The sequence below is a fragment of the Spirosoma terrae genome (assembly GCF_010435915.1).
GTDB lineage: Bacteria > Bacteroidota > Bacteroidia > Cytophagales > Spirosomataceae > Spirosoma > Spirosoma terrae.
Map to the genome: position 1 here is coordinate 63,915 of NZ_JAAFZH010000016.1, position 16,672 is coordinate 80,586.

General features: G+C 47.0%; 15 protein-coding genes. 8 read left to right on the forward strand and 7 right to left on the reverse strand.

The window, feature by feature from the left end; translation table 11 throughout:
• Nucleotides 1-46 precede the first annotated feature (46 nt).
• On the reverse strand, nt 47-793 hold the full coding sequence (gene fabG / locus GK108_RS25440; RefSeq protein ID WP_163954397.1) for a 3-oxoacyl-[acyl-carrier-protein] reductase: 747 nt from the start codon (nt 791-793) through the stop codon (nt 47-49).
• A 153-nt stretch (nt 794-946) separates the two neighbouring features.
• On the opposite strand from fabG, the gene GK108_RS25445 reads away from it, so the two are divergent.
• Nucleotides 947-1,696, forward strand: a complete 750-nt coding sequence (locus tag GK108_RS25445) for a phosphatidylinositol-specific phospholipase C/glycerophosphodiester phosphodiesterase family protein (protein WP_163954398.1) — start codon at nt 947-949, stop codon at nt 1,694-1,696.
• Between the two features lie 153 nt (nt 1,697-1,849).
• On the forward strand, nt 1,850-3,604 hold the full coding sequence (locus GK108_RS25450; protein ID WP_163954399.1) for a GMC oxidoreductase: 1,755 nt from the start codon (nt 1,850-1,852) through the stop codon (nt 3,602-3,604).
• 70 nt (nt 3,605-3,674) lie between these two features.
• Here GK108_RS25450 and GK108_RS25455 read toward each other — a convergent pair whose 3' ends face one another.
• Both GK108_RS25455 and GK108_RS25460 read right to left on the reverse strand, forming a co-directional pair.
• The gene (locus GK108_RS25455; RefSeq protein ID WP_163954400.1) at nt 3,675-6,206 is read right to left on the reverse strand and encodes an ATP-dependent Clp protease ATP-binding subunit; all 2,532 of its coding nucleotides are present in this window, start codon (nt 6,204-6,206) and stop codon (nt 3,675-3,677) included.
• A gap of 146 nt (nt 6,207-6,352) precedes the next feature.
• Nucleotides 6,353-7,060 carry a WbqC family protein gene (locus GK108_RS25460; protein WP_317166577.1) on the reverse strand — a complete coding sequence of 236 codons (708 nt, stop codon included), beginning with the start codon at nt 7,058-7,060 and terminating at the stop codon, nt 6,353-6,355.
• An 84-nt stretch (nt 7,061-7,144) separates the two neighbouring features.
• Between GK108_RS25460 and GK108_RS25465 the strand changes: the two genes are divergently transcribed.
• A complete protein-coding gene (locus GK108_RS25465) occupies nt 7,145-8,017 on the forward strand; it encodes a lysophospholipid acyltransferase family protein (RefSeq protein ID WP_163954401.1) in 873 nt (290 codons plus the stop codon).
• Nucleotides 8,018-8,079: 62 nt separating this feature from the next.
• Here GK108_RS25465 and GK108_RS25470 read toward each other — a convergent pair whose 3' ends face one another.
• A complete protein-coding gene (locus tag GK108_RS25470; RefSeq protein ID WP_163954402.1) occupies nt 8,080-8,424 on the reverse strand; it encodes a hypothetical protein in 345 nt (114 codons plus the stop codon).
• A gap of 309 nt (nt 8,425-8,733) precedes the next feature.
• Between GK108_RS25470 and ispG the strand changes: the two genes are divergently transcribed.
• The 4 genes from ispG (at nt 8,734) to GK108_RS25490 (ending at nt 11,991) form a co-directional block, all read left to right on the forward strand.
• Complete coding sequence (gene ispG / locus GK108_RS25475; RefSeq protein WP_163954505.1) at nt 8,734-10,746, forward strand: (E)-4-hydroxy-3-methylbut-2-enyl-diphosphate synthase; 2,013 nt, start codon at nt 8,734-8,736, stop codon at nt 10,744-10,746.
• Nucleotides 10,747-10,834: 88 nt separating this feature from the next.
• The gene (locus GK108_RS25480; RefSeq protein WP_163954403.1) at nt 10,835-11,023 is read left to right on the forward strand and encodes a DUF6728 family protein; all 189 of its coding nucleotides are present in this window, start codon (nt 10,835-10,837) and stop codon (nt 11,021-11,023) included.
• Complete coding sequence (locus tag GK108_RS25485; protein WP_163954404.1) at nt 11,020-11,397, forward strand: MmcQ/YjbR family DNA-binding protein; 378 nt, start codon at nt 11,020-11,022, stop codon at nt 11,395-11,397. The genes GK108_RS25480 and GK108_RS25485 overlap by 4 nt, the downstream gene beginning before the upstream one ends.
• 39 nt (nt 11,398-11,436) lie before the next feature.
• On the forward strand, nt 11,437-11,991 hold the full coding sequence (locus GK108_RS25490) for a tetratricopeptide repeat protein (protein WP_163954405.1): 555 nt from the start codon (nt 11,437-11,439) through the stop codon (nt 11,989-11,991).
• Between the two features lie 82 nt (nt 11,992-12,073).
• Here GK108_RS25490 and GK108_RS25495 read toward each other — a convergent pair whose 3' ends face one another.
• The 3 genes from GK108_RS25495 to gldC form a co-directional block, all read right to left on the reverse strand.
• A complete protein-coding gene (locus GK108_RS25495) occupies nt 12,074-14,479 on the reverse strand; it encodes an outer membrane beta-barrel protein (RefSeq protein ID WP_163954406.1) in 2,406 nt (801 codons plus the stop codon).
• Nucleotides 14,480-14,610: 131 nt separating this feature from the next.
• Nucleotides 14,611-15,798, reverse strand: a complete 1,188-nt coding sequence (locus GK108_RS25500) for a thioredoxin family protein (RefSeq protein WP_163954407.1) — start codon at nt 15,796-15,798, stop codon at nt 14,611-14,613.
• A 66-nt stretch (nt 15,799-15,864) separates the two neighbouring features.
• Nucleotides 15,865-16,215: a gliding motility protein GldC gene (gldC, locus tag GK108_RS25505; RefSeq protein ID WP_163954408.1), complete on the reverse strand. Its 351-nt coding sequence runs from the start codon at nt 16,213-16,215 to the stop codon at nt 15,865-15,867.
• A gap of 109 nt (nt 16,216-16,324) precedes the next feature.
• Here gldC and GK108_RS25510 point away from each other — a divergent pair, with 109 nt between their 5' ends.
• A complete protein-coding gene (locus GK108_RS25510; RefSeq protein ID WP_163954409.1) occupies nt 16,325-16,672 on the forward strand; it encodes an ArsC family reductase in 348 nt (115 codons plus the stop codon).

A 16,672-nucleotide genomic window follows, 5' to 3' on the forward strand; every position in this document is an offset into this window, starting at 1 on the left:
TTCAGGTTTTTACACTAAAAACTGAAAACTATAGACTGAAAACTTTTTAGGTTAACATTCCTCCATCTACCTGCAACACCTGACCGGTGATGTAGCGAGAGAGGTCGGAGGCTAGAAAAACAGCACAGTCGGCCACTTCTTCAGGTTGTCCGCCCCGTTTCATTGGAATCTGCTGCTTCCATTCGTCAACAGCCTTTTCATTAATTTCGCCGGTCATTTCGGTTTCTATAAAACCGGGAGCGATGGCGTTGGAACGGATATTGCGCGACCCTAACTCAAGAGCTACCGACTTCGTAAAACCAATAATTCCGGCTTTCGAAGCAGCGTAGTTAGCCTGTCCGGCGTTACCACGAATACCAACGACTGAGGTTAAATTGATAATAGAGCCAGACTTGGCTTTCATCATTGGTTTCGTAGCCGCTTTGGTTAGGTTAAAGACCGACTTTAAATTAACGTTAATTACGGAATCCCATTGTTCTTCTGACATCCGCATTAACAAGCCATCTTTCGTAATACCGGCATTATTGATCAATACATCAATTTTACCGAAATCCGCCACAACCTGATTAATCAAATCTTCTGCGGCTTTATGATCAGACGCATCTGATCGATATCCTTTTACCTGCCCGCCAAATGCCCGAAGTTCTTCTTCCAGAGCCTGCCCTTTTTCTACACTCGACAAAAACGTAAACGCTACGTTAGCACCTTCCTGCGCAAATTTGAGCGCCATAGCCCGCCCGATGCCGCGCGAAGCACCCGTAATCAGCGCAACTTTTCCTTTCAGTAAATCCATTGGTTAGTCAACGTTCGATCAATAAACAGAACGAACTATTAGTAAAAACAAGAAGAGCCAAAAATAGCAGATTGAGCCGAAACGGCAAGGTTGATGCTTAGTTTTGCTTTCGTTGATAAGCTGTGTTACTTTGTCAGAAATTACGTAGTGGCTATGTCTTTCCGTATCCTACTTCCCCTGCTCCTATCCGCATCAGTCGCCAGCGCTCAGAAAATCCACGCTCACAACGACTATAGCCAGCCTAAACCGTTCGTAAGCGCCTACGAACAACGAGCCGATTTTATCGAAGCCGACGTCTGGCTTCAGGATGGCAAGCTGGTTGTGTCGCACGATAAACCCACGGCCAACGCCCCTACGCTCGATTCGCTCTACATAAAGCCGATCGCCAAATTATTCAGTCAATACCAAAATAAAGTCAGCCCCGACCGCGACTATACATTTGGGTTGGTCATCGACATAAAGGATAATCCAGCTGACGCATTACCCAAAATAATTAATCTCCTACAGGAAAATCTGGCTTCCTTCAACCGAACGGGGAATGCTAAAGCCATACAGGTTATTATCAGCGGTAACCGGCCTAAACTCGAAACTTATCTGGAATATCCGCTCCTGATTCAGTTCGATGGTCGGCCCAGCGAAGTTTACGACGACGAAACGCTACGTCGGGTAGCGATGATTAGTGATAATTTCAGGTTGTATTCCCGCTGGGATGGCACTGGCGAACTCTCCGACATTGACCGCGAAAAACTAAAACGCGTTATTAAACGGGCGCACAACGACAATAAGTTAATCCGTTTCTGGGGTATTCCCGACTCTCCAAATGCCTGGAAGCAACTTAAGAAAATTGGCGTCGATATCATTAACACGGATAAAGTAGCAGAGGCCACCCAGGCGATGCGATAACAGTCCATCGCTTAGCAACTGTGTTTTAGCTACCCGATTTGCCTGGATACACTCCCAATCTGCTTTTACCGTATATCAGTAAACTGATCGTCTATTTGCCTTTAAGACGTATCACTGTTTGGTTACGTTCTTAAAAACCTCTCTCCGTTCAAGATGGATATCCCACAAATAAAAAAGGCACCCCAAGTCTACGATGTAGCCATTGTAGGTTCTGGCGCCGGGGGCGGTATGGCCGCCTATATGCTCGCCAAAGCTGGTGCTAAAGTTGTACTTCTCGAAGCAGGCGGCTATTATGACCCAGCCGATCCTAAGTACATCACTCAGTTGAAATGGCCCTGGGAATCCCCTCGACGTGGCGCGGCTACCCCTTATCGTTCCGGTGGCGATTTTGATGCAGCCTGGGGAGGTTGGGAAATAGAAGGCGAACCCTATTCGTCCAAACCCGGTACCGAATTCGACTGGTTCCGCTCCCGAATGTTGGGCGGCCGGACGAACCACTGGGGGCGTATTTCGATGCGCTTCGGCCCGGATGATTTTCGACGTCGCTCATTAACCGGTGTTGGAGACGACTGGCCGGTAACCTACGAAGACTTCAAACCGTTCTACGATCGGGTAGACAAACTGATCGGCGTTTTTGGGTCTATTGAAAATCTTCCTAACGAACCGGATGGTTTTTTTCTGCCTCCACCAAAGCCTCGTCTGCACGAATTAATGATTCGGAAAGGGGCACGTAGCATCGGTATACCAGTCATTCCGTCGCGTTTGTCGATCCTGACCAAACCGATTAACAACGAACGCGGTTCCTGTTTCTACTGTCGGCAGTGTAATCGCGGGTGTCAGGCTTACGCCGATTTTTCAGCGTCTTCGGTCTTATGCATTCCAGCCGTCAAAACTGGCAACGTAACGCTGATCAACGGTGCCATGGTGCGCGAGGTTACTACTGACCCGCAAACTGGTTTAGCTACCGGCGTCAGCTATGTCGATAAAGGCACCTTGCAGGAAATTACTGTTCGGGCCAAGGCCGTTATGCTGGGAGCGAGTACCTGCGAATCGGCTCGTATTCTCTTAAATTCCAAATCGTCCCGTTTCCCCAATGGACTAGCCAACAGCAGTGGCGTAGTTGGTAAATATCTCAACGATTCAACAGGGGCCAGCCGGTCGGGTTTTGTACCCGCTTTAATGGATCGTAAGCGCTATAATGAAGATGGCGTTGGTGGTATGCACGTCTTTACGCCCTGGTGGCTGGATAACAAAAAACTCGACTTTCCTCGTGGCTATCATATTGAATACGGCGGAGGATTAACGATGCCTGGTTACGGTTACGGTTCAGGGATTGAGTCGCTTAATGGCACCATTCCGGGCCGTGATGGCAAAATGAAACCCGGTGGAGGTTACGGGAAAGACTTAAAAGACGATTACCGTCGTTTCTACGGCGCTTATATCAGCATGTCAGGTCGTGGCGAACCCGTACCGCTTGAAAGCAACTACTGCGAAATCGACCCCAACAAGGTAGACAAGTATGGTATTCCCGTACTACGTTTCCACTACAAATGGTCGGATTATGAAGTGAAACAGGCCAAGCACATGCAGGATACATTCGAAGAAATTATCCACGCCATGGGTGGAATTGCCTTAGGTCCCAAACCAGGTCCAGATACGGCACACGGCTATGGCTTGGCCGCTCCGGGACGTATCATTCACGAAGTTGGTACGGTACGTATGGGTAATGATCCTAAAACATCAGCTCTAAACAAATATCAGCAGGCCCACGAAGTTAAAAACCTCTTTGTAGTGGACGCAGCACCCTTTGTTTCGCAGGGCGATAAGAACGTAACGTGGACAATTCTGGCGGCCTCTATGCGTACCTCTGAATACCTCATTGACCAGGTGAAACAGAAGAATATATAAATAGAATTATCGAATAGAAAAGGCCCACGCTACGTAGCATGGGCCTTTTCTTATTTATTTGAAAGAGAGTCTACTCGACTACTTCTTCAGACTTCTTCACGGTGATTGTCAGGGTTTCACCTTCACCACTGTAGTCAGCCAGAATTTTATCACCATCTTTCAGCTCGCCTTTCAGAATTTCTTCTGCAACAGGGTCTTCGAGATAGCGTTGGATAGCCCGGCTTAGTGGGCGAGCACCGTATTGCTGATCGTAGCCTTTTTCGGCAAGGAAATCTTTCGCTTTTTCTGTCAGTTCAACAGAGTAACCCAGATTCATGATACGGCCAAGCAATTTGCCCAGCATCAGATCGATGATCTTGTGAATATCTTCGCGTAGTAGCGAATTGAAAACAATCACATCGTCCAGACGGTTGAGGAATTCAGGCGAGAATGCCTTACGCAAAGCGCTCTGAATCGTACTCTTCATCAACTCATCCTGGCTTTCAGCCGAACGTTTGGTAGCAAAACCGATACCGGCACCGAAATCTTTCAGATCACGAACCCCAATATTCGAGGTCATGATGATGATCGTGTTCCGGAAGTCCACCCGGCGACCAAGGCCATCTGTCAGGATACCGTCGTCAAGCACTTGTAACAGAATGTTAAATACATCTGGGTGTGCTTTTTCGATCTCATCCAACAGGACAACACTGTATGGTTTGCGACGGATTTTTTCCGTTAACTGACCACCTTCTTCGTAACCAACGTAGCCCGGAGGAGCACCAACCAGACGGCTAACGCTAAATTTCTCCATGTACTCCGACATATCGATTCGAACCAGCGAATCTTCTTTATCGAAGAGGTACGTAGCAAGAACTTTAGCCAGCTCTGTTTTACCAACCCCGGTTGGACCCAGGAAGATAAACGAACCAATTGGTTTTTTCGGATCTTTCAGACCAACGCGAGTACGCTGAATCGCTTTTACGAGCTTCTCAATCGCAGCGTTCTGACCAATCACTTTACCTTTCAGTTCTTCGCCCATGTTGACAAGCTTCTTGCCTTCATCGTTCGAAACGCTGGTGACCGGAATACCCGTCATCATAGCCACGACTTCAGCAACGCTGTCTTCGTTAACCGTATAACGACGTTTCTTCGTATCCTCTTCCCACGCTTGCTTAGCACGTTCAAGTTGATCGATCAGGCGTTTCTCCTTATCGCGAAGCTGGGCAGCTTCTTCGTATTTCTGACTCTTAACAACCTGGTTTTTCTCCTTCTTGATATTCTCGATCTGCTCTTCAAGCTTCAGAATATCATCAGGAACTGTGATGTTGGAGATGTGTACACGAGCACCTACTTCGTCCAGTACGTCGATTGCTTTATCGGGCAGGAAGCGATCAGAGATATAACGCTCTGACAGTTTTACCGCTGCTTCGATAGCTTCGGGCGTATAGTTAACGTGGTGGTGATCTTCGTATTTATCCTTGATGTTATTCAGGATTTCGATGGTTTCGTCGATCGACGTAGCATCAACCATCACCATCTGAAAACGACGGGCCAACGCACCATCTTTTTCGATGTATTGACGATACTCATCTAAAGTCGTAGCACCAATGCATTGGATGTCGCCCCGAGCCAAAGCTGGTTTGAACATATTGGAAGCATCAAGTGAGCCAGAAGCACCGCCAGCGCCTACAATAGTGTGCAACTCATCGATGAACAGAATAACTTCCGGTGATTTCTCAAGTTCGTTCATCACAGCTTTCATGCGTTCCTCGAACTGACCACGGTATTTGGTGCCAGCAACAAGCGATGCAAGATCAAGCGTAACAACACGCTTACCGAACAACACCCGCGATACTTTCTTCTGCACAATGCGCAGCGCAAGTCCTTCAGCGATGGCCGTTTTACCAACGCCCGGTTCGCCGATCAGGATCGGGTTATTTTTCTTCCGGCGGCTCAGAATCTGAGCAACGCGTTCGATTTCTTTCTCACGACCAACAATTGGGTCTAGCTTGCCGACTTCTGCAAGTTTGGTCAGGTCGCGGCCGAAGTTATCAAGAACGGGTGTTCTCGACTTTTCGGAGCCTTTCGGATCTTTGCCCGAACCGGAACTACCGCCACCACCGAACATGCCACGATCGTTATCGTCATCGTCGGTTTCGGGGCCCATCACCGGACGGCTTCCCGAAGACTGATATTCGAGCATTTCTTTAATGACTTCGTAATTAACATTAAACTTGTTCAGAATCTGCGTGGCAACATTATCTTCGTCGCGCAGAATCGACAGTAAAAGATGCTCCGTTCCAATGAGAGGACTTTTGAAGATTTTGGCTTCAAGGTATGTGATTTTCAGCGTCTTTTCCGACTGACGAGTCAGCGGAATATTGGCCAGATTTTTCACATTGTTTGTAGCCGTTCCTTTCGTAGCCTGTTCAATAGTAACCCGGAGTTCATCGAGTGAAATACCGAGTTTTTTCAGTAATCCAACGGCCACACCTTCACCTTCGCGAATCATGCCTAATAGCAGATGCTCGGTGCCAATGTAGTCGTGGCCTAGGCGCAAGGCTTCTTCACGACTTAGCGTTATAACTTCCTTGACGCGGTTTGAGAATTTTGCTTCCATTCGCTTAGGGTTTCCTTAGGTAAGCGTATACAGGCTTAACGAAGAGTTTTGAGGATTTGTTCACTACCACCAGCGACCAATGTATAGTTATCGACTTTTGGGTATTCAGTGGCAAAAGTGCCCGTTGGATAACCGAAAATGTTATACTACGTTGAACTTAAAAAATGCTTAGCCATTGGTCCCTGGCAAAACACTAAATCTAGTATACTCAGGTTTGGTACAAAATCAAAGCCAAAGTTCTGTTGATAGGGTACTGGCTTATAAAATACATACGAACTATCCCTACTTTTTGGATTTATTCGAGATCTAGCATCAAATAAGCCTTCTATCGGAGCTTTTTCATAACAATCTGTCAGGTTCAATGAGATAGAAGCCCCAATCGATTTCAGACAAATTGTCAGTAACTCATAATTTAGATCAAACAGAAACGTCCACCGCTTTTGATATATACGGTCAAAATCAGGTGCGTAGTATTCAAAGAATGGCGATTTGCCATAAGCTCCCCGAATTGCCCGCCAGTGACGCAGTTGCCAGGACTGCCCATTATCTATCTGAAGCTCTCGAATAGGATGATGGTGCGTCCCCTGCACGACCGGTACTGTCAGCACATCTACTTTATTTGCCGTCAGAACGTAGCAACGATTTCTGTAACTTTGCTTCTGGTAATGTTCATGAGCCTCAATCTGTACACGCTGAAATTGCATTAAACCAGTTATGTAATCCAAACTCGGTAAGTAATGCAGCTCAATGAGTAACTGGACCGGATTTGTTCCGACCGGATCAGGCTGTAGTTGGTACTTTTCCAATAACAACAAACGTATCCGTTCACAAGTAAGGCAAAAAATCAATACCACCAAATGAATTTATAAATTTTTAATTTTTTGGGTATCGCTGCAACAAAACCTCTATTTTGTGTTAAGCTGCCCTTCACGTAACGAATGCTATTCTTTCGTCTGCTGTCTCGACTCCCGCTTGGTATATTGTACGGCCTGTCTGACATCTTGTACTTTATATTGCTGTACCTCATCCGTTATCGCCGTGAGGTTGTGTTGAAAAATTTACAATTATCCTTCCCCGAGAAGTCACCAGCTGACATAAAACGGATTGCCAAAGGGTTTTATAGAAACCTTACCGATCTGATCGTTGAAACAATCAAAATGCCAGCACTTTCTGCCGATGAGCTACATCGCAGAGTCCACTTCGTTAACCCTGAACTCGTTAAAGAACGGCTTCAGGCCGGACAGGCGATCATCGGGATGGCGTCCCATTCAAGCAATTGGGAATGGATTCCATCGGCATCTGTCTTGAACGACATGCCAACCGATAGTATCTACAAAACACTGAACAATCCCTTTTTCGAAGAATTAATGCGGGAAGTGAGGTCAAGTTTCGGCGCTGTGCCTATACCCATGCATACGCTCCCACGGCGTATGGTCGAAGCCAAAAATCTACCACGTATTATCGCTTTAGTAGCGGACCAGGTACCCGATGTGCCTGAACAGGCTTATTGGACCGACTTTCTTCATCAGGATACACCTTTTTACCCCGGTACGGAACGGCTAGCCCGTAGTCGACACCTACCCGTATTTTACACCGAGTTGAAACGAGTAAAGCGGGGATATTACGAAGTAAAATTCACCCTGATTGGCGAAGCACCCTATGATCAATTGCCATTGGGCACTATTCTAGACCGATATAGAGATCTTCTGGAAAAGACGATTCGGGAAAACCCCTCCGACTGGCTCTGGTCGCATAAACGCTGGAAGCACTGGCGTGCGAAATACCCGAAAGTGGGCGCGAAATTAACTTAACAAAAAGCGCTGGCAATCTCTATTGATTGCCAGCGCTTTTGTATTTCAGAACTATTTCGTTCTTACAGCGTATCACGACGAGCTTCACGTTCGGCACGTTTCGCTTCACGCTTTGATTTTACTTTATCTGCTTCGCTTTCAACGGCATTGCCGACTTTCTCAGCTTCGTTGCCAATAGCCTGTCCAGCAACTTTTGCTTTCCGTTTAGCGCCCTGCCCTACTTCGGTAGCCGCATCACCTATATTTTGGCCTGCATCTTTCACATTTTCTTTCAGGCGAGCCTTGCGTTCAGCTTTTTCCTGCTTCCGCATTTCTTTCTTCTCCTGCTTAGTCATGTCGTCCTGTGCATAAGCACCAACAGTAAGCATAAAAGCGAGTGCAAATGCACCTAACATCTTGGTTTTCATAACGTATTGAATTTACAATTCACCTTTTTTCTTTGTAGGCCCTGATAAGTTCTCAAGACGCTACGTATGCTTATTTAACAGCCAGACGGGCTAATTGTTTTTACATGATATTTTATGTCCGCCTTTCTAACTAAAAATTAATCTGATTAATGCCTACTTGCCAGCATAGTCATGAGATTGCCTGGAGCAGTGAACGTAACGTAGCGAACATTTGCAGCAGCGCCGATGTTTTCCCGTTACTCTATACAAAACCGGGGAAGCTGTTTTTCCGTACCTTTGTCTAGTCAAACGGCTTCGCCCGCTACTTGTATGCTCGATTCGCTGCTCACTCCTTCTATTTCGGCTGCTACCAACTTTCCGGTGCTGTATACTCCTTCGTTAACGCAATATGTTCGGCGTAAAACCATTACGGTCAACATAGGCGACGTACCATTAGGCTCTGAATACCCGATTCGGGTTCAGTCGATGACAACCGTCGACACAATGGACACGCAGGGTTCGATTGAGCAAAGTATTCGAATGATCGAAGCCGGTTGCGAATACATACGTATCACCGCTCCCAGTGTCAAGGAAGCCCAGAACCTGGAAAATATTCGGAAGGGTCTGCGAGCGCAGGGTTATACAACACCTTTGGTAGCCGATATTCATTTTACACCCAACGCAGCCGAATTGGCAGCACGGATCGTTGAGAAAGTTCGGATCAATCCGGGCAACTACGCCGACCGCAAGCGTTTTGAGTTCATCGATTACACCGACGCAGCTTATGCTGCTGAGCTTCATCGGATTCGCGCCAAGTTTTTACCACTGGTCCGTATTTGCAAAGAATATGGTACCGCTATGCGCATCGGTACGAATCACGGCTCCCTCTCTGACCGTATCCTGAGCCGTTATGGCGATACACCCGCCGGCATGGTCGAGTCAGCGCTGGAGTTTCTGCGTATTTGCGAAGCCGAGGACTATTATAATATCGTTCTGTCGATGAAGTCGAGCAACCCGCAGGTAATGGTACAGGCGTATCGTTTGCTCGTGCAGCGATTGGACGAAGAAGGACTAAAGCCTTATCCGCTACACTTAGGCGTAACAGAAGCCGGAGAAGCTGAAGACGGACGTATTAAATCAGCTTTAGGTATTGGTACGTTGCTGGAAGATGGTATTGGCGATACGGTACGCGTATCACTCACCGAAGAACCGGAACGAGAAGCTCCCGTTGCGCAGGCTCTTATTGACCGCTATACGAATCGAGCCGCTATAAGCAGACCAATTCCTCCTGTCACTACGTATCCGATCGATCCATTCCAGTATACTCGGCGGAGTACACACGAAGTCGCCAATATTGGCGGACAGAATGTGCCACGCGTCATTGCCGATTATAGTCAGACACCGGTTACCGAGCACGACGTACTGCAACCAGTCGGTCATTTCTATCTGCCTGTTCCCGACAAATGGCGGATGAATGACCTGGGGGCCGATTACATCTATACCGGTTCCCATCCAGCGCAGTTTATGCTGCCTAACGGCCTAAAGGAAATTCAGGATTTTGCTGTCTGGCAAACCGCTGCGGATAAAATCAATACATTCCCGCTATTGACAGCAGCCGAATACTTGACTGCCGTCTCAACGTCGATTAAAATTCACGGTCGATTAAATATTGTTAACGTAACACTGCCCGACTTATCGGAGGAGCTACTTACATGCCTACGTTCCGACAAGACAGTCGTTCTATTGATTAGCACCGACAATGCGCATGCTATGCCAGAACTACGTCGGTTAGTGGTCGAACTTATCAATCAAGGTCTTTCAACGCCTGTCGTTATCAAGCGAGGCTATGAAGCTGTTCCCGAAGAAGACGTACCACTTTTCGCGGCCACCGACGCAGGTGGTTTATTAATTGATGGCCTGGGCGATGGTATCATGCTATCGTCAACCAATGGTTCAGCCGATGATCTGAAACGGCTTAACAATCTGTCGTTTGGCATTCTGCAGGCGGCTCGTACCCGTATCACCAAAACCGAATATATATCCTGCCCCTCCTGCGGCCGTACGCTGTTCGATCTACAGGAAACAACTGCGCTCATCCGTCAACGTACCGACCATCTTAAAGGTGTAAAAATTGGGATTATGGGCTGCATCGTAAATGGCCCCGGCGAAATGGCGGATGCCGATTACGGTTACGTAGGTATTGGCCGGGATAAAATTGCGCTGTATCGGGGTCAGCAGGTTATCAAAAAATCGGTTCCGGCCGAACGGGCTGTCGATGAATTAATTGAGCTGATCCGGGAAGATGATCGGTGGATAGAACCCGAAAAAGTTGATGTATTCTGACTTAATAGGCGATAATTTTTGTTAGCTAAATAAGGGCAGTCCTTCTATCGTTTTGTAGACTGTTACGTATCACTGCCCATCTCTTGCTATGAATCGTATTCTGGATTATTTTAAAATAGGGCCGGTTTTCGCGTATTTCATTCGCGTATTCCGCAAGCCAGATCCTAATCGGCCGACCAGTGTAAACCTACGGATGATGCATGGTATCAATCGCATTTCGATCATCATGTTTCTGTTCGCCGTGATTGTTTATACTATCCGCCATTGTACCCGATGAATACCGAAATCCTCCGCGAGTACTGTATAGCAAAGGATGGCGCTACCGAGTCTTTCCCATTTGGCGAGGAAACGTTAGTGTTTAAAGTCGGTGGTAAAATTTTCGCCTTGCTCGATATTGAAAGCCGTCCAACCACGATCAATCTGAAATGTGATCCGGAACGGGCGGTTCTTCTGCGTGAAGAATTTTCGGTAGTAAAGCCAGGCTACCATATGAACAAAAAGCACTGGAATACCATAACCGTAAATAGCAGTATACGTAGCAGCGATTTGCAGGAATGGATCGACCATTCGTATGATCTGGTGCGAAAAAGTTTACCGAAAGCAGTTCGGGATCAGTTAACACAAACCGCTGATCGATCAAAAGAGGAGTAAAATTTGTAAATTCGCTGCGTTTGAAAACCAGGCAGGATTATGGAAGTTGCGCTGTTAGGTCTACTTTTTATCGCTTATATTACTATTCGATATTACGTGATAGACCATGATACACCGGCCGACAAAGACCGAAAACGTTTTCGGAAGGGTATCGAATTAGTTAGAACTAAAAATATTCAGGATGCGCATCGTTACTTCGACGACGTAGTGCGTCAGTATCCCCGGTCAGCCATTGGCTACGCCTACCGGGGTAAATGCCAGCTTTTTCAGCAAAACTATTATTCGGCTATTTACGATCTTACTCAAGCCATCAATCGCGATAACACACTGGCAGACTGTTATCTGGATAGAGGTATTGCCTACTACAGCACCGACCAATTTAATGATGCTTTTCGCGAATTTGATAAAGCCGTATGGCATTTCCGCGACGAAAAGCCCGATGCCTACCGCTGGCGGGCACTAGCTCGTATTAAAGTTAGGCAAATAGCTCAGGCAGAAAATGATTTACGTCGGGCTGTTGCGCTGGGCGACGAAAACTCGTTTCATTTGCTGCTCCAGCCTCCATTCACCCAGCCCATTTATCAGCGGAAATAGCTCAACTCGCTGGCATCAAATTGAATCAATTCAAGCTGATAAATAGTGGCAGCTTCCTGTTACTTATCACTATAAAGCCCTCTTAATTCTGAGCCGGGGCTTCCATGTTGAACATATTTGTCCGTTCTTCTTTCTTACGCAAACCGAAGTTATACCGTAGCGTCAACCCAAATCGGCGCGTGTCATTGCGACGGAGCCCGTCGGCCGAAACACTACCCTGCTGTAGCGTAAACTGATAGTAGTTGGTGAAAAAGATGTCGTTTGCCGTAAGCGTCACCATCAGTTTATCCTTCATAAACTTCCGGTTCAGGCTCATGTTGAGCCCGCCAAAATTGCTTAGCTCATAGAACTGAAGCTGGCCACGCGTCCGGATGAATCCGTTGAGCGTAAACGTCGAACGGGTATCGATTTTCAGCGAGTGGTAGGTGAAGAAAGACCAGCTTCCCCGCTTAAAGTTTAGGGGCTTATTCTCGTATATTCCCGAGTATTCATTGTAGTTATACTGCGCTCCCACTACGAAGAAATAGCGTTTAATTGGCGGAATACCCGCCAGCGCCCGGAAATACGTTTCTTTATTGACGCCTAGATTGTCATACGTACGGTAGGCAATACTTGGCCGGGCCGGGTCCTGATAGACTACGTTCGTAAAAATATCGCGGGTATTATTCTGACCAATCGCAAACAAAGGCCGGTCTTCTACGCTAATATTGACTTCATAATTTTCCGTAAACTGAGGACGTAAGGCCGGATTACCCCGGTCAAATAAGTATTGATCGACGTAACGAGCCGCCGGATTCAGGTAATCGTAAGCCGGGCGCGTTATGGACCGACGATAGACCAGATAACTCCGCAATTCGTATCCGGCAACCTTGGCCACCCGACGACTCAGGTACACATACGGAAAAAGGTCTGTACGATTGATTTTGAACGTAGTATCGACAGGCACACGCTGATGGCCGTCCATATTCGTGTTTTCAAATCGAACCCCTCCTTTCAGCAGAAATGCACCAAACGACTTGGAGATCTGGGCATAAGCCGCATTAATGTTTTCCCGATAATCAAACGCGTTGGTTCGTCCGGCATCCGGCACGCGCTGATTCGACCGCCAGGTAAAGTAATCCTGTCGACTATTGAATTGCTGCCAGGTGACTTTCGTCCCTGTTTCGAGCGTAATACTTTTTGTCAGCTTATATTTTAGATCAACCTGAACAGCCAGCAAGTTTCGTTGTGAATCAAAATCGCCGTCGCCGGAGGTTCGGGGTGATTCAGGCCGCAGATATTGTGTCGAAAAATCCTGGCTCCCCCGGTTACCCATAAAATTATATGATACGTCGGTTATCAACTCCGAGCCCAACGTATCAATCTTATATTTAGCCGTTACGCCCTGCGTAACCGATAGCAGCCGGTTACTTCCATCAATCTGATTTAGGTTGTCGGAAAGCAAACGATCCGTACTGATCTGGCTAATCTGATTCATGTTGCTGGCCGATGAATTCGATTCATTCCATGAAAAACGTCCATCAACGTTCAAATCCCACTTTTTAGACACTTCGAAACCAACTCCGTAACCTGTATAAAAAATCTGGGCTGGATACGTAGTGTAGGCATTTTGTCGCAGAATCGAATCAGTCGAAAAAGCCCGGTTCGTCTGGATTTGCTCGTATGTATTTCGACGCGTGTAATTCAGGTTCAGATAGGATGACCGACGGCCCTGGTTGTAGTTTAGGTTAAGCCCTACAAACTGATTGCCAAATCGCCCCTGATTGAATCCGGCATTCGCCGACCCTGTCATGCCAATGTTGACACCTTTTTTCAGGATTACATTCACAATACCGCCACTGCTACTGGCATCGTAACGCGCCGAAGGCGTACGTAACACTTCCATGCGGGCAATGCTATTCGGAGGCAGACTTTTTAGCAATGAAGCAATATCGGCTGCGCTCATCTTTTGCTCCCGTCCGTTGATATAAATGGTAGCCGGTGTCGTGCTACTCAGATACACATTGCCATCCGGGTCCAGGAAAAGACCAGGTGTTTTTTCCAGCAATTCGTAGGCACTGGTACTGGTAGCCGCAATCGGTTCCGGGTCAACAATGGTTTTATCATCTTCCTGCCTGACAAGAGGTTTCGCAGCCGTTACGGATACCCCCTGAAGCTGAACATTATCCGATTGCATAATCAGCGTTAGCTGATCAGCAGCATTCAGCAATTCGTGCAGAAGTGGCTTGTACCCTATCGACGTAACCAGCAATCGGTAAGACCGCCCCGCCGTTACGCGAAAAGATGCCTTTCCGGCAGTATCGCTAATAGCGTATAACTTACGGGTGGTGTCAGCCCGATCTGTGAGCCGCAACGTAGCGCCGATAACTGGCTGCTGATTGGCTTCCCGGACATTAATTAAAATCGTACCAGACTGGGCAAAAAGCAAAGATGATGACAGGCTGATTGCTAGTAAACAGCCATACAACAGTCGTAGTGCTTTGTTCATGAAGTGAGTTTATGATAAGCAGGATAGAATACTATTTAAAGCATTCTTGACGAATTTCACGGAAAGCGATCGCGCCATAAAAAAAGCGTGCTCATGGATCAATATGAGCACGCTATACAGGAAGTTTGTTTTTATTTCAACTTACCCATCTGCTCAACGTTCCGGCGTGTATCCAGATGGCTGGCCTGAGCAAGCTCCATTGATTTTTGAGCTGCCTTTTGGGCATCGGCGTTCTTTCCACTCCGGCGATACGCTTCTGCCATCTCATAATACAGGTCCGCCTGCTCTTTAGGAGCAGCTTTAGCCGCTAAGCCTTTATTAACCCATTTCACAATGGTTGGCACATCGCTGGCATCAGGACTTGCCCGATTAAACAAACGCGATATGTAGATATACTCAGGCACCGACAGCTGATTCGAGTTTACCTGACTATCCATCCGCTCAACCGCTTTGTTTGTTTGCTTTGCCCGAAAATACGCATTCACTTCCGGCAACAAGGTGCGATTAGCCGCTATCTTGGGATCAATGCCAATCTTGACCAGATCCTGACGAATCTGCAAAATCTTGGCTACCGGAAACTGCGCTCCCCGGCCACTGTATAACGACGACATAAGAATATTCTCGGCGACCTGCTGCGTTTCCTGAGCACCGTACGCTTTCCGATACGTATCAAGATGGCCCAGCATATACTGGAACATTGGATTCTCAAAATCCAGCACGAGCTTTTGCAAAGCCAGCCAGTTGGTCTGATTCGCAAAGGTGGCCGGCGATTGTTGTTTGGCATACTCGTTCATGGCCGCCATATTGGCTACGGTGTCTCTGGTAACCCGTCCTAACATCGCATAATCAATCAAAAAAGCGGCCGAACGTTCGCCCTGCTGATAGCGCGATTTCATATTCTGACTACGGGCCTGGGGACTCAAGGCATTGGTTCCGTGCCGAATCACTTCGTCAGTCGTATTATTGCTCATGGCAAAATGAGTCAGATTCTGCTGAGGGTCAAAATAAAGAAACAACGGCAGTGAGGGCACAAACAAACGATTTTTGTCCAGGAAAGCCCGTGTCGATGGTTGACCGACATCAAGCTTTGTACTGAGAAATTTGCTATTATAAAACTTACCTACGCGAGCATCAGCCAACGTCGGAATAAAGCTTTGACAAACGTGACACGTAGGCGAAAATATCTCAACGAAAACCGGTTTTCCCGTCCGTCGTGCCTCCTGAAATACTTTTTCTACCGAGATTTCTTTAAACTGAACACCTGCTTTTTGGGCAACAGCAATATGGGCAACAAACAGTAGCAGAAGAATCTTTCTCATATAAAAACAATCGTGGCTTAGACAGCTCTTAGCAAATAAACGACCAACTGTAGAGCTTCGGTGTTGTTACTGTTGCTTTTGTTGCTCTTTAATTTCCTCATCGAGCCGTTTGCTCAAGACCCGGCAGGTATTTTCAATATCATTAGCCATGCGCTTATCGCCAGTTGCGTTTATCGCCGTATCGGCAATTCCGCTCATGATTTCAATCAGGAAGCGCTTCATATCGATTACTTCCATCTCCTTCGTCCAAAGATCAATTTTGAGGGTGCTATTATGGTACTGATCCCAAAGCGCAATAGCAATCGCACGGGTATCACTCAGGCCCTCGTTGGGGTTGTCGGTTGCGTCCCAGTAAATTTTTTCGGGAATATTCTGATTATCTAACTCGACTGTAAAATGAATGTCTGATTTTTTCATGGGTACAAATTTACATAGTGCGGGTGGAAACCCGCGCAATAAACATCAGTATATGCGGTGGGGGTTTCCGTTGGCCTTATTAATTTCGTAACTAATTCAATTCATACGCATGTACACCCTATACGCCATCCCCAACTGCGATACGGTCAAAAAAGCCCGCACCTGGCTGGCAGAACACGATGTTACGTATCAATTTCATGACTATAAAAAACAAGGAGTTGATCGGCCAACTCTTGATCGTTGGTTAGCCCAAAAACCTTGGGACGAACTGGTAAACCGGGCTGGCACGACCTGGAAAAAGCTGCCTGATGCAGAAAAGCCAACCGATGCAGAAGGGGCCATTACGTTGATGATAGAAAAACCGTCAGTTATTCGTCGGCCGCTGATTGAACAAAATGGTCAGATTGTAGCGTTGGGATTTAAAGCGGAACAATACACAGACACCTTTCAGAAGTAG